Annotated in this window: 12 protein-coding genes; 3 read left to right on the forward strand and 9 right to left on the reverse strand. The window is 70.7% G+C overall.

The window, feature by feature from the left end:
- Positions 1-40 precede the first annotated feature (40 nt).
- From ACZ6R9_RS31765 to ACZ6R9_RS31780, 4 genes are all read right to left on the reverse strand, one after another.
- The gene (locus ACZ6R9_RS31765) at positions 41-361 is read right to left on the reverse strand and encodes a hypothetical protein (protein ID WP_465542076.1); all 321 of its coding nucleotides are present in this window, start codon (positions 359-361) and stop codon (positions 41-43) included.
- Between the two features lie 155 nt (positions 362-516).
- Complete coding sequence (locus ACZ6R9_RS31770) at positions 517-1,194, reverse strand: maleylpyruvate isomerase N-terminal domain-containing protein (RefSeq protein ID WP_465542078.1); 678 nt, start codon at positions 1,192-1,194, stop codon at positions 517-519.
- Positions 1,195-1,302: 108 nt separating this feature from the next.
- A complete protein-coding gene (locus tag ACZ6R9_RS31775; protein WP_465542080.1) occupies positions 1,303-2,580 on the reverse strand; it encodes a PP2C family protein-serine/threonine phosphatase in 1,278 nt (425 codons plus the stop codon).
- Positions 2,581-2,916: 336 nt separating this feature from the next.
- Positions 2,917-3,456: a GNAT family N-acetyltransferase gene (locus ACZ6R9_RS31780; RefSeq protein WP_465542082.1), complete on the reverse strand. Its 540-nt coding sequence runs from the start codon at positions 3,454-3,456 to the stop codon at positions 2,917-2,919.
- A 150-nt stretch (positions 3,457-3,606) separates the two neighbouring features.
- On the opposite strand from ACZ6R9_RS31780, the gene ACZ6R9_RS31785 reads away from it, so the two are divergent.
- The 3 genes from ACZ6R9_RS31785 to ACZ6R9_RS31795 all read left to right on the forward strand — a co-directional run bounded on the left by ACZ6R9_RS31785 (position 3,607) and on the right by ACZ6R9_RS31795 (position 8,224).
- Complete coding sequence (locus tag ACZ6R9_RS31785) at positions 3,607-4,836, forward strand: MFS transporter (RefSeq protein ID WP_465542084.1); 1,230 nt, start codon at positions 3,607-3,609, stop codon at positions 4,834-4,836.
- 614 nt (positions 4,837-5,450) lie between these two features.
- Positions 5,451-6,818: a hypothetical protein gene (locus ACZ6R9_RS31790; protein ID WP_465542086.1), complete on the forward strand. Its 1,368-nt coding sequence runs from the start codon at positions 5,451-5,453 to the stop codon at positions 6,816-6,818.
- Between the two features lie 11 nt (positions 6,819-6,829).
- Positions 6,830-8,224 (forward strand): hypothetical protein, encoded by a 1,395-nt coding sequence (locus ACZ6R9_RS31795; protein WP_465542088.1) that lies wholly within the window; start codon positions 6,830-6,832, stop codon positions 8,222-8,224.
- Positions 8,225-8,247: 23 nt separating this feature from the next.
- Here ACZ6R9_RS31795 and ACZ6R9_RS31800 read toward each other — a convergent pair whose 3' ends face one another.
- From ACZ6R9_RS31800 to ACZ6R9_RS31820, 5 genes are all read right to left on the reverse strand, one after another.
- Positions 8,248-8,700 carry a MarR family winged helix-turn-helix transcriptional regulator gene (locus ACZ6R9_RS31800; protein WP_380487522.1) on the reverse strand — a complete coding sequence of 151 codons (453 nt, stop codon included), beginning with the start codon at positions 8,698-8,700 and terminating at the stop codon, positions 8,248-8,250.
- Positions 8,701-8,869: 169 nt separating this feature from the next.
- Entirely contained in the window at positions 8,870-10,321 is a 1,452-nt protein-coding gene (locus tag ACZ6R9_RS31805) for an amidase (protein ID WP_465542090.1), read from the reverse strand.
- A gap of 123 nt (positions 10,322-10,444) precedes the next feature.
- On the reverse strand, positions 10,445-10,957 hold the full coding sequence (locus tag ACZ6R9_RS31810) for a CYTH domain-containing protein (protein ID WP_380487519.1): 513 nt from the start codon (positions 10,955-10,957) through the stop codon (positions 10,445-10,447).
- A gap of 338 nt (positions 10,958-11,295) precedes the next feature.
- Positions 11,296-12,060 (reverse strand): bestrophin-like domain, encoded by a 765-nt coding sequence (locus ACZ6R9_RS31815; RefSeq protein ID WP_380487516.1) that lies wholly within the window; start codon positions 12,058-12,060, stop codon positions 11,296-11,298.
- A gap of 64 nt (positions 12,061-12,124) precedes the next feature.
- Entirely contained in the window at positions 12,125-12,391 is a 267-nt protein-coding gene (locus ACZ6R9_RS31820) for a hypothetical protein (RefSeq protein ID WP_380487514.1), read from the reverse strand.
- Between the last annotated feature and the right edge of the window lie 661 nt (positions 12,392-13,052).

Here is a 13,052-nt window from a genome sequence, read left to right on the forward strand (position 1 = left end):
GGTGGTGCGGACGGGGTGTCGGCGGGTTGCGGACGGGGTGTCAGCCGGTGGTGGCGCGCAGCAGTGCGGGCAGCTGCCGCAGGTCGGAGAAGAGTACGGTGCCGGGGCCGGTGAGCGCGTCCGCGCCGGTGGGGCCGCCGGTGTGTGCGGCGACGTCCTCGCCGAGGCGCTCGGCGACCACCTGCCGGCCGGCGGCGTGCGAGCGTCCGGTGAAGTGCCGTGCCACTTCGGCCTCGGTGAGCGGCCGGCCGAGTTGCGCGCCGACCTCCTGCTGGACCCGCACGGCGATCCGCTCGCTGTCCGCCAGGACGCCGTCGCAGTCGAAGATCACCAGTTCGACAGGTGTGTTCGAGTCGATCATCCGGTCAGCATATTTCGCGTCCGCCCGAACGCCCGTGTCAATAACGGAAATTGACTAGCCGTCGGGGCGTGGCGTCGATCACGGCAGCCCTCGGGGCGTGACGACGCGGCCTCCCGGCCACCACCGCCCGGGAGGCCGTGCTCACCTCCGCACCCTCAGCCCAGCGTCAGCCAGGTGATCCCGGCGCGCTCCACCTCGGCCTGCTCGGCGGCGTCCAGCTCGGCCCGGCCGGTCGCCTTGCGCAGCAGTGTCGCCCGGTCCCAGCCGAGTGCCGAGCGGACCGCCGGGCCGTCGGCATCCGTCAGCAGCAGGTCCTCCAGTACGTCCGAGGCCTCGTCCGTCAGCCAGGCCGGGCGGCCGAGCGCGTCGGCCAGGTCGAGCCCGTGGACGGCCAGTTCCACCACGCGGGTGACCATGAAATCGGTGAGCAGCATCGGGTCGCCGTGCCGGGTCCGTACCACCCGCGCCTCGGCCTCCGCCTCGAACCGGTCGGCCACAGCTCGCCACGTCCGCTCGAACTCGCCGACCGGATCGGTGCCGACGCCCGCCGTGTCGCGGGCGAGCGCGATCCGCGCGCTGTTGGTGGCCGCGTCGAACCGCTCGTCGGGACGGTAGTACCCCACCGCCGTCACCTCGGCCCGCTCCGGCTCGGGCGCCGCCACCATCGCCTCCACCCGCCCGACGGCGACCCGGACGTGCGCCAGCAGTTCCACCACCGTCCACGGCTCGCACCGTGTGGCCCGCGCCCATTCCGCTTCGCCCAGCCCGGCCATCGCCACCCCGAGCGCCCCGGCCTCGGCCCGAAACGCCTTCCCCACCAGTTCGGTTCGCATACCGGCTCACGCTACCCGCCCCCGGCGGGCGGTCGGAACGCGCGCCTCCTGCGGCGGCTCGGGACCCGGGCGACGACGCCGGCGCGTCCGGCCGCGACCGGCCCGGGCTCAGGACCGGGGCGGGGTGCGGATCGCCAGGACGGCCATGTCGTCGTGGCCGTCGCCGGGGTGCCGGTCGGCGAGCAGGCGCACCAGCTCCTCGAGTGGCCGATCGGCGTGCGCGGCGGCGAGCACGGCGAGGGCGTGGAAGCCCTCGTCGATGTCGCGGTCTGGGCGTTCGACCAGGCCGTCGGTGAAGAACACCACGGTGGCGCCGCTGGGGAGCGGGTCGGTGTGGTCGGGGCGGTGCAGGTCGGGGTCGACGCCGATCGGGATGCCGGGCTCGCCCTCCAGGTACCAGGTGCGCCCGTCCGGCCCGAGGACGAGCGGCGGCGGGTGCCCGGCGGTGCTCCAGTGCATGGTCCAGCCGTCCCCGGCGGCGGGCTCGATCCGCGCCAGGCACGCGGTGGTGACCGGCAGGTCGGTGATGGCCTCCACGGTGCGGTCGAGCTGGGTCAGCACCGAACTGGGCGGACTGCGGCGGTCGTACAGCAGCGCGCGCAGCATGTTGCGGGCCTGGGCCATGGCGGCGGCGGCGTGCAGGTCGTGGCCGACCACGTCGCCGATGACGGCCGCGCACGCCTGGTCGGGCAGGATGACGGCGTCGTACCAGTCCCCTCCGACGCCGGCCGGATCGGCGGCGGTGCGGTACGCGGCGGCCCCGGTGAACGGCGACAGGTCCGGCAGCGTGGGCAGCAGCAGCCGCTGGAACTGCGCGGCGCTGTCCCGCAGGTACCCGAACAGGCGGGCGTTCTCGATCGCGATGCCCGCCGCACCCGCGAGTGCCTGCACCACCTCCTCGTCGGCCCGGTCGAACGGTTGCCCGTCCCGCCGCTCCGACAGGTACAGGTCGCCGTAGATCGCCCCTCGGACGGTGATCGCCACGCCCAGCAGCGTCCGCATCGGCGGATGGCCCGGCGGAAAACCCACCGACGCGGGATGCGCGGCAATGTCCGCCACCCGCAACGGCTCGGGGTGCCGGATGAGTTGCCCCAACACACCCCGCCCGCGCGGAAAATCGATCCCCGCCAGGTCCGCTCGCTCCTGCGGCGACAACCCGGCCGTCACGAACTGCTCCAGCCGGTCCCCCGACGGCGCGAGAATCCCGAGCGCACCGTACCGCGCACCGGCCAGCTCCATCGCCGTGGTGACGATCCGGTGCAGCACCGCCGGCAGATCCAAGTCCCCGCCGATGGCCAGCACCGCCGACAGCAGCCCCTGCAACCTGTCCCGCGCCTCGCCCAGCGCACGCAACTGCGCCGCGATGTCCTCCGCCTGCTCGCTCATCGCCCCCAACGGTACGCACGAGAGCACCGTCCCCACCGGGCAACACGCGCTGCACGACCCGCGCGCCCTCCTTTTTTGCCGGGGCCGCAGGGCACCGGTCGGCCACGGCACCGCACCATCTCGCACAGGCCACCGGCACGTTGTCCTGTCGTCCACAAGGTCCGGGTGCCCGTTCATCGATCAACTGCCTTGCCACTCCCCGCCGTCGGGGACGCGGGCCACCCGCTCCAAGCGGCCCGCGCCGAGCACCTGCGCCACCACCGCCCGCCCCTCCTCCCGCCAGTTCGCCAAGCAGTTCGCCGACCGCCACCACGGATTACCCACCCACCGGCCCTGCTACGGCAGCGCGAAGCGCCACATGTCGCGCAGTTCGCCGCCGACCTCCTGGTGCGCGGGCACCAGCGTCTCGCGCCGATAGCCGGCCCGTTCGGCGGTGCGCAGCGAACCGGTGTTCCACGGCTCCACGTACAACTCGACGCGCGGGATGCCGAGTTCACCGAATGCCCAGGCCGTGACGGCAGTCAGCCCGGCGGCCGCGACACCCTGGCCCCGCCCGCTTCCGGCCACCCAGTAGCCGGCGGTGGCGCAACCCCGCAACGGCAGTTCGCCGACCCACAGTCCGACGTTCCCGACGGCCCGTCCGTCGGGGGCCTCGATCACGAACGGGTAACCGGTGCCGATCGCGGTCCGCCGCCACTGCCGGTGCACGAACGCGTCGGCCTCCGCGTCGGAGTACGGCGCGGGCACGGTGGTGATCAGCGGGATGTACGGGTCGGTGGCGGCCTCCCGCAACAGCGCCCGGTCCGTCAACTCCCAGCGCCGCAGCCGGAATCCGTTCTCCGCCGCGATCTCCGGCATCACTCTGGGCAGGTCCACCCGACCAATCCTCGCCCATCGGGCCCGCCGCCGGCCAATCCACTCCGGGCCGGACCCCCCGCAACGGTGATGTCGGAAAGCTGCCAGCCTCCGCCCGGGTGGCCTGCTGAACTGGCCGGACACCGAACGGCCCGGCACAGGACGGAATTCATGACCCCGACGACCTCCGCTGCTTCCCGCCCCCGGACAACCGGCCGACCGCACCGATCGCCCGTGGTCGGGTGGCTGTCCGTGGTGGCGGTGATGCTGGGGATCTTCTCCATCGTCACGACCGAGATCCTGCCGATCGGCCTGCTCACGTCGATCGGGTCCGACTTCGCCGTCTCGGACGGGACGGCGGGGCTGATGATGACCATGCCCGGCTTCCTCGCGGCGATCTCGGCGCCGCTGGTCACCGCCGCAACCGCACGCATCGACCGCCGGACGATGCTGGGGGCGTTCATGGTCCTGCTGGCCTTCGCGAACGGCCTGGCGGTGGTCGCGCCGAGCTACGGGCTGGTGGTGGTGTCGCGGGTCCTGGTGGGCGTCACCATCGGCGGCTTCTGGTCGATCGCGGCCGGGGTCGCGGACCGGCTGGTGCCCGCGGACCAGGTCGGCCGCGCCGTCTCGGTGATCTTCTCGGCCGTCCCGCTGGGGTCGGTGCTCGGGGTGCCGGTCGGCACGTTCATCGGCGATGTGGCGGGCTGGCGTGCGGCGTTCGTCGTCATGGGCGCGCTGTCGGTCGGCGTGGTCGTCCTGCTGCTGGCGGTCATGCCGCCCCTGCCGCCGGCCGAGGCGACCCGGCTGAGTGTGCTGGGCGGCCTGTTCCGCCGCGTGAACATCCGCTTCGCCCTGCTGCTGACCTTCCTCGTCGTGCTGGCCCATTTCGGGGCGTACACCTATCTGACGCCGTTCCTCGAACAGGTCACGCATGCGGGCCCGGAGCTGATCACCGTCTTCCTGCTGACCTACGGGGCCGCGGGCATCACCGGCAACTTCCTCGGCGCTTCCCTGGTCGCCCGGCGTCCCCGCTCCGGTTTCGGCGCGGCGGCCGCGCTGCTCGGCGGAGCCACTCTGCTGCTGCCGGTGCTGGGCGGCTCGAAGACCGGCGCGGTGAGCCTGTTGTTCGTGTGGGGTGTCGCCTACGGAGCGGTACCCGTGGCCTCCCGGACGTGGTTCGTCAAGGCGGCCCCCGACGCGCCCGAGGCGGCGTCAGTGCTGTTCACCTCCTCCTTTCAGGCAACGATCTCGCTCGGCGCCCTGGTCGGGGGAGGCATCGTGGACCGCACCTCCCCGTCCACGGTCATGGCCCTCGGCGGCATCACGGCCGTCCTCGTGGTTCTGGCCGCACTGACCCACTCCGCCCGCGGCCTCACCTGGCCGGACGGCAACCGCCGCTGAGATTCGCCCCATGCCCGGCGCCGGGGTTCGGCCGCCGGTCATGGGGCAGAGGGCTCGGTCATCAGGCAGTGCGGCGAGTGGGACGGCACTGCCCGCACCACATTGCCGGGGATACGGCGCTGAAGTCGTCAGGGGTTGCGTTTATCCATGCTCCGCCCGGCGTTCTGCGCCTGCAACCGAAGATGCACATGCCTGGGGTGACGGATGGCGGCGGCACGATTGACGTGCAATGCTTTCTGCAGTTTCGGGTCCGTAACTCATATCCCCAGCCCAACGGCGGGGCATCGAGCGGCCGTACTCGACCAGTTGCGGATTGTTGCAGCCGCGCCATCCTGGAAATAGGGTTGGACAGTTCCGTAGAGGTGGCCGCCGCTTCGACTGTGGACGCCTGGCGCGGTCGCAAGTCCCGCCTGTGCCCGGCCCCCTCGCCGCCGGCGCCACCCTGGTCATGACCCTTCCCTTCTGGAACCCGCCGGCATCAAGACCCATGGCGTCTCTTACACCGCAGAGCAAGCCAAGCAAGAGGGTTGGCCGATCGTCTTTTGAGCGCCAGGCCTGCGAGGATCTCGGTGCAGCCACCGGATCAGCGTTCGCGCCTTCGCTGGAGGACAGACATGGGACAGCAGCTGAAGATTCCATTCGTGAGCGGGATGAAGGTTGGCCTGGGCTTCGATCTGCTGACCGGCAGCCCATCGAGCGACCCGGCAATCCAGAACCCGCAGACCAGTCCGCCACAGACTGGCGGCGGGCAGACCGTCACAACGACCTTCCGCCTGGTGCAGGAGGCCGACTCGCTCCAGGATGCCTTGGGACTGTCCGCCGCAGTGTCCGGCAGCTACGCGGGTTTCTCCGCGACGGCGAAGATGCAGTTCGCGAACCAGTGCGCGGTAACGCAGTACTGCCTGTACGTGGTGCTGGCGGTGGAGGTCATCAACTCCTGTGTGACGGTGGACGCGCCGGCTCTCGTTCCGGACGCGACCGACCTGCTGACCACCGGGAAGACGGATCATTTTCGTGAGCGCTTCGGCAACCGATACATCTCCGGCCTGAAAACCGGTGGTGAGTACTACGCGGTATACCGCGTGCAGAGTTTCGACGAGCAGGAGCGCACTGACATTGCGGCGCAAATCTCGGCGAGCTTCCACAACCCAGCCTTGCGGGCAAATCTGAACACTGCCGTCGAGAGCAGGAAGTCCACCTCGCGCAACGAGCTGAACGTGGACGTCTTCGTGTACTCGGCCGGCGGGATCAGTGAGACGGAAACGGCGCTGTCAGAGATGATCGAGAAGGCACACAAGTTCCCGACCCTGGTCTCGGGCGGCCAGGCTATTCCCTACCAGGCCCTCCTCGACGAGTACAGTGGGTTGAAACTCCCGGGTGACAATCTGAATTTCTTCGATCAGGAGCAGCAGACCGAGTGCCTCCTCTTCAATTCCCGGCTGCTGAACGACTTCACGACGCTGGTCAACGATATCGACTTTATCCGCAAGCATCTCGATCGATTCCACAATCCGGACGGGTCACCGCCGGACGACGCGGCCCTGCAGCAGGCCCGTCAGCAGTGCCTGGCCATCGTCGACCAGTTGACCAGGGCCATCTCCGACTGCACCCGGGATGCCTCCACCTGTGTGCACTTCACCCAGTCACCCGAGGACTTCACAAGCCGGCTGCCGATCCTGCGCGAACCCCGGCCGGGCCTGCAGCGGGTTCCGCACCTGATCGGGACGAAGGCCGTAATGCCCTCCGGGATCTTTGAGTTCACGAAGAACCGGATGGTCGTGGACCTCCTGGGCGAGCAGGGGCTCTACTTCATCATCGACAACCCCGAGGTACTGGACTTCGGGGCGCTGGGCTCACCCCCGTTGCCCGACGCGGGCACCATCGTCGGACAGACTCCCGCGAACGGCACGTTTGTTCCGAGCGGCAGCGTACTGCACGTCAGAGTGTCCCCACTGCAGGCGAATCCCGGACCGGAAGTCTGAGCGAGGCGACGATGGCGGCGCAGACAGAGATCCCGTTCCTGGACGGAATGAAGGTGGGCCTGGGCTACGACGTGCTGACGGGCGTAGCGACCAAGAGCCCGGCGGTGACGGGCACGTCGCTGACGGCGCCGGCGCAGGCCGGCGGGCAGACCGTGACGAAGACCCTGCAGATCGTGCAGGAGTCGAGCGTCCTGCATCAGGCACTGGGCATCTCCGTGGACGTGAGTGCGGGGAGCATGCTTGGTGATGCCAGCGCGAAGTTCAAGTTCGCCAGCGACATCGCGGTGAACAGCTTCTCGCTCTACGTGGTGGTGGGCGTCCAGGTCTTCAACGCGACCCGGACGCTGGACAACCCGGTGCTGTCGAAGGAGGCTGCAGACCTCCTGCGCGAACACAAGACCGCCCGTTTCCGCGACCGGTTCGGGGACCGGTTCGTCCTCGGGATCAAAACCGGGGGCGAGTACTTCGCGATCTACAAGGTGGAGAGCCTGGACGCGACGGAACGCTCGTCGATCGCTGGGGAGATTCATGCCCGCGCAGGCGCACCCGGTGTCGCGGGCGGCTCGCTCGACGCCGACATCTCCTCGAAGATCGCCACCTCCAAGAGCAAGCTCGACGTGAGCGTCTACGTCTTCCAGGCTGGTGGCTCCAATAAAGGGACCGAGACCACCCTCGATGCGATCATGCAGAAGGCTCGCGTGTTCCCGACCCTGGTCGGAGTCGACCAGGGCGTGCCGTACTCGATGCTGGTGCACGACTACAGGGAACTGGCGCTCCCCGGCGACGAGCTCACGTTCATCGACGTGCAGAACCAGCAGGACGTGCTGACCTTCAACGCGAGCCTGCTGGACGGGTTCAGCACCGTCATCAACGACATCGACTTCGTCCGCAAGAACATCGACCAGTTCAAGAACGCGGATGGCAGCAACGTCGATGACGCGGTGCTGGCCAAGGCGCGTAAGGACTGCTTGCAGCAAGTGGATGCGATCCGGTTGCAGATGTCGAGGTGCTCCAACGATGCCACCACGTGCATGCGCGTCCAGTCCGCTCCGGAGGACTTCGCGCGCCTGCTCCCGAAGATCGGGGATTCCACCCGGGTCACGGTCCCGAATATGGTGGAGCAATTCCCGATCGCCACCCTGGGCTTCACGTTCGGCGATCACCACAATCTTCTCGTACCCCCGTTCCCGGCGGGCTTCCCCGCCCCGTTTACCGGCGAGCCGATCGTCCTCGCGGGCGAGTTCGGAAACCTCGCGTATGTCGCTGACCTCGCCGCCGACGACATCCATCCACCACCGTTCGGTGGGGCAGTCTTCGTTAAGGCGCAGGACCCGCCAGGCGGGTCGGTGGTGTCGAAGGGGTCCACAGTCAAGCTGGCGCTGCGAATCGGCGACACGGCGCCGTGAGGCCGTCCGTACCGGCGGTTCGATCAGTCGTGGACGAGGCGTCCCAGGACGGTCATGGCCGCGATCACGGTCTGCCGTTCCGCTTCGGTGCACTTGGCCTGGAGTTCGGCGGCGAGCCATTCGCTGCGGGCCCGTCGGCCGTCCTCGGCGCGGCGGCGGCCCTCGGGGGTGAGCACGATGAGCATTCGGCGGCCGTCGTCGGGGTCGCGGCGGCGTTCCACCAGGCCCTGTGCGGTGAGGGCGGCAATGGTGGTGGCCATCGACTGGTGGCGCATGCCCTCGGCGACGGCCAGGTCGCTGGTGGTCAGGCCCTGTCCGTCGCTGTCCAGCAGCCGTCCCATGGCGGAGGCCTGGGTGAGCGTCAGGTCGCCCGTTCCGGCGGCGGCCCGGATGCGCCGGCGCAGGCGGCCGATCACCGACCGCACCTGCTGCGAGGCCTGCACGGCGGACGGTGCGGCCTCCGGGTCTTCACTCATGGGGGCCACCCTAGGTTCCCGGCGGCCCGAATGTACCGGCGAACTGTACATGCGGGCCGCCGGGAAGCCCCGCCCGGAAACCGCCCCCGCCCGGAAGCCCGGCCCGGATCCGGCGCCCGGAAGCCCGGCCCCGGCGCCCGGAGGCCCGGACCCGGCGCCCGCCGGAGGCTCACTTCGGCGCCACGAAACCGCCGATCTCCCGCTCCAGCAGTTCGGCCAGCCGCAGCAGAGTGCGGTCCTCGTACATCGGGCCGATGATCTGCACACCCACCGGCAGGCCCTCGGGGGACGGCCCCGTCGGCACGGCGGTGGCGGGCAGGCCGGGCATGGTGGCGACGCCGGCCCAGACGAGCTGGTCGAAGTACGGGTACTCGACACCGTCGATGTCGAGCAGGCGCTCCAGCGGGTTGGGGTGGTGGTCGTGCGGGAAGGCGGGCGTGGGCGTGATCGGGCACACCACGGCGTCGTACTCGGCGAAGAGCTGCCGCCAGCCGTGGCGGTGGAGCTCGCGGCGCATGTTCAGCGCGACCCAGTCGCTGTGGCTGAGCACCATGCCGCGCAGCCGCGCCGCGTCGAGGCTCTGGTCGTCAGCCGCCAATTCGGCGGCGCGGGCCTGGAGTTGTGCACGGGCTTCGACGGGGAAGTGTGCGGTGGCGCCGGAGAACAGGAACTGCTTGTAGATCACCGCGGCTTCGGCGAGATCGGGCAGCAGCGGGCTGTGCCGTTCGACGCGGGCGCCGCCGGCGACGAGCGCGTCGGCCACCCGGGTCAGGCCCGCCCGCACGGCGGACCCGGTCGGGATGAACGGGTGCTCCTCGACGATCAGGACCCGGAAGTCGCGGAGCCACTCGTGGCGCGCGGGCGGCAGCGCCAGCCGGTACGCCACACCGTGCGTCAGCGGGTCCGGCCCGGCCATGACGTCGAGCAGCAGCGAGAGGTCCCGGGCGGTGCGCGCCATCGGGCCGACGACGACGAGGTCCTGTTCGGTCGGCAGGGCCGGCCCGGGCGGCGGAACCGCGCCGCGGCTCGGCAGAAGCCCGAGTGTCGGCTTGTGCGCGTAGATGCCGCAGAAATGTGCGGGGGTGCGCAGCGAACCGGCGAGGTCGGAGCCGATGGACAGCGCGCCGAAACCGGACGCCAGGGCCGCCGCCGATCCGCCGGAGGATCCGCCGGAGGTTCGAGCGTGGTTCCACGGGTTGTTGGTGGTGCCGTAGATCTCGTTGAAGCTCTGTATGTCCTGCAATCCCCGGGGCACATTGGTCTTGCCGAGCACCACCGCGCCCGCGGCCTTGAGCCGCGACACCTGCAGCGCGTCCTCGGCCGGCACGAAGTCCCGGTGCGGCGGCATGCCCCAGGTCGTGGGCAGGCCGGCGATGTCGTAGGACTCCTTCACCGTCACCGGGATGCCGAGCAGCGGCCGGTCCTCGCCGCGGGCGCGGGCCTGGTCGGCACTGCGCGCGGCGGCCCGGGCTCGTTCGAAGTCCGGCACGCAGATCGCGTTGATCGTCTTGTCGTCCCGCTCGATGCGGGCGATCGCCTCTTCGGTCAGTTCCGCCGAAGTCACCTCACCTGCGCGCAGGGCAGCGAGGAGTTCTTCGGCCGATCGGAAGTTCCGCTCCATGAATCGGACCGGACCCGCCTCCCGGACAGGGCACGAAACACCATTTCGCACAACAGATCGCCGCTCCGAGTACCCGTCAATTCCGGTCCGTGCGCAGGCGATCGACCCGACCGGAGGAGAACCTCAGGACAGCACCAGCCCGTAGTCCGCCAGCCAGCCGCGCACCTGGGACCGCTCGGCGCGGGCCAGCGAGCCGCCGGTGAAGCGCGGGTCGTCGGTGACCTCGGCCAGACAGGCCGCCGGCGGCACGAACGTTTCCGCGTCCTCCGCGGTCTCGAACTCCGCCTCCGCCAGCACCAGTCCGAGCAGCCGACCGTCGAAGACGTCGATGCCCAACGGGGGGACGCTCAGCCGGGTCTTGGTCAACTCCCGGCCGGGCAGCGAGTCCAGCAGCAGGGCGTACTCCTCCTCCGAGAGGTACAGGTTGGTGATCAGGCCCTGCTCGGCGCCGGTCGTGCCCGGCGGCGCCGGGATCTTCTGGGTGAGCTTGTGGGCGCACTCCCCGGTGTCGATCCGCTCGACGTGCCGCAGCCGCAGGCGGGTACCGTCCACGTACCGGTCGGTGATCAGCCGGGCGCAGGTGACGGCGCCAGGGGCCGGGACCCGGGCGAGCAGGAAGCGCCGCTCCCGCTCCACCCTCGCGTACCTGCTCCCGACCGCCTCCGCCGGGCCGTGCCCCGCTGCCTTCGAACCTGCCGCCTCCGAACCCGCCCTCGCCGGGCCCGCTCCCGTCCTCACCGGGCCCGTTCCCGTCCTCGCCGCCGGCGAATCGCCGCAGCGCCGCCCCTCCGCGTCCTGCGCCCCCATGCCGTGTCTCCCCGTTGCGTGTTGTGCCGCCGCGCCCGCACCGCTCGTGGCGGCACACCGCGCGACCTCCCCGGACCGGTCCCGCGTCCCCTCGGGGGCGGCCGTCCCCAGCGTAATGTGCGAACCGGCCCGGGGCGGCTGGATGTTCCTCATCTCCGCCGCTCCGGCTACTGATTGAGCGAGGGGAACAGGTCGAGGAACGGTTGCGTGGTGACCGACATGCCGCGCCCGAACGGGTCGTCGAAGTCCCAGATCAGGAACAGCGAGAAGCCGATCAGTGCGCTGAACGTGCCCGCCAGCACCAACTCCCGTCCGGAGCGCCGGATCTGGAGCGCGAACAGCATGCCGATGGTGACCAGGGCACCGACGATCAGGCCGAACCAGACCACCCCGGGCATGGTCGGACCGGTGTTGCCGCCACGGGAGTTACGGGTCTCGTCGGCGATGGCGATCTTGTCCATCATCGACTGGTACGCCTGCGCCTCGATGTCGTTCTGCGGAGCCCGGGAGGCCACGTCGGTACGCAGCTTGGCGAGCAACTCGGTTCCCTCGGGGGAGAGTTCCCCTTCGGTACGCATGTGGTGCCACTCGTTGTTCACCACGAACGACACATAGGCGTCGATGTCCTTGACGACCGTCGCCCGGTAGTCGGCGGGGAACACCTCGGCCCGGACGCCGACCTCGTGCAGCGACTGCGCCTCTCGCTGCACCTCGTCCTGCGCGGACGACCGGGTCTCCCAGACGCCGGCGATCGCCAGGCCCAGCACGATGGCGTACACGACGCCGATCATCATGGTGATGTACTCGATGACGTCGGGCGTCTCCGAGGTGTCCTCGTGGCCGTCGGTCTTCCGGTGCCTCACCAGCATGACCGCGACGACGACCAGGCACGCCCCAGCCATCGCGAGGGCGAGCGCCACCCATTCGGACATGACAGGTCCTCTCCTGTAGCTTGCATCAACAACTTGACTGAAACGACGCCTACTTGACGCGGCGTCAGGAACGCCCGCGCCGCCCGGCCGCAGCCCGGGACTTCCCGCTCGGACGCAGCGCCGCGGCGGCGATCACCGCAGGAACGGTGACCACCAGCATCCGGGTGGTGGTCGGGGCACCGTGACGCTTGGGCGGTGCGGCGTGCACCAGCGGCGGCGGCAGCCGGACGGACGACGTCGGCGCGGGGCTCGGGGCAGGCGTCTCCGGTACGGGGGTGGGCGGCGCGGGCGCGATCGGCGCGGCGGCGCTGCCAGTGGGCGTGGGCCGCACCGGCGCGGGTGTCGGCGGCGCGGGCTTCGGCGGTGTCGGCGTCGGGGTGGGTACCGGCGAAGGCGAGGGCGCGGGCGAATGCGTCGGCGACGGACTGGGCTTGGGAGTTGGTGCTGGTGTCGGTGTGGGACTGGGCGCCGGCTTCGGGTGGCAGTGGTGCCCGTGTCCGTCCCCGTCCCCGTCCTGGTCGTCTCCCCCGCCATGGCTATGGCCGTGCCCGCCGTGACCCCCCTTGTCCCCGTGTCTACCCCCGTCCCCCCCGTCCTCCTTGTCCCCCTTGGCCCCCTGTGGCCCGTGCTGCGGGTTCAGCGGGAACGGGACGCCGGCCCCGCCCTCGACGTCCATCTCGACGTACGACCCGGCGACGTCGACGGAGGTGTGCACGTGGACGCAGATCTCCATCCACCGCCCGTCGCCCCGACCGCCCACCGTCGTGTCGGTCCGAGTGGTGGTCTGGGTGGCCCCGGTGAGCACCGCGCACCCCACGGCGACACCGACAAGCACCCCGGCCGTCCGAACTCCACGTCGCGGCACGGGCGCAGGTAAGGTCTCCGCCGCTGCCCCGCTGTTCGCGGGCGGCCGGTCGTTCCGCTGCCTGGGCGTGTGCATGGGCCTGGTCCAACCTTCCTGTGGCTGTGGACGATCGAGCCGGCCCCGTGAC

The sequence above is a fragment of the Kitasatospora sp. NPDC048662 genome, assembly GCF_055587065.1.

Bases quoted from the DNA above. Each gene is read 5' to 3' on its own strand.
- ACZ6R9_RS31765 (WP_465542076.1), bottom strand. From the start codon at position 361: ATGATCGACTCGAACACACCTGTCGAACTGGTGATCTTCGACTGCGAC.
- ACZ6R9_RS31770 (WP_465542078.1), bottom strand. From the start codon at position 1,194: ATGCGAACCGAACTGGTGGGGAAGGCGTTTCGGGCCGAGGCCGGGGCG.
- ACZ6R9_RS31775 (WP_465542080.1), bottom strand. From the start codon at position 2,580: ATGAGCGAGCAGGCGGAGGACATCGCGGCGCAGTTGCGTGCGCTGGGC.
- ACZ6R9_RS31785 (WP_465542084.1), top strand. From the start codon at position 3,607: ATGACCCCGACGACCTCCGCTGCTTCCCGCCCCCGGACAACCGGCCGA.
- ACZ6R9_RS31790 (WP_465542086.1), top strand. From the start codon at position 5,451: ATGGGACAGCAGCTGAAGATTCCATTCGTGAGCGGGATGAAGGTTGGC.
- ACZ6R9_RS31795 (WP_465542088.1), top strand. From the start codon at position 6,830: ATGGCGGCGCAGACAGAGATCCCGTTCCTGGACGGAATGAAGGTGGGC.
- ACZ6R9_RS31800 (WP_380487522.1), bottom strand. From the start codon at position 8,700: ATGAGTGAAGACCCGGAGGCCGCACCGTCCGCCGTGCAGGCCTCGCAG.
- ACZ6R9_RS31805 (WP_465542090.1), bottom strand. From the start codon at position 10,321: ATGGAGCGGAACTTCCGATCGGCCGAAGAACTCCTCGCTGCCCTGCGC.
- ACZ6R9_RS31815 (WP_380487516.1), bottom strand. From the start codon at position 12,060: ATGTCCGAATGGGTGGCGCTCGCCCTCGCGATGGCTGGGGCGTGCCTG.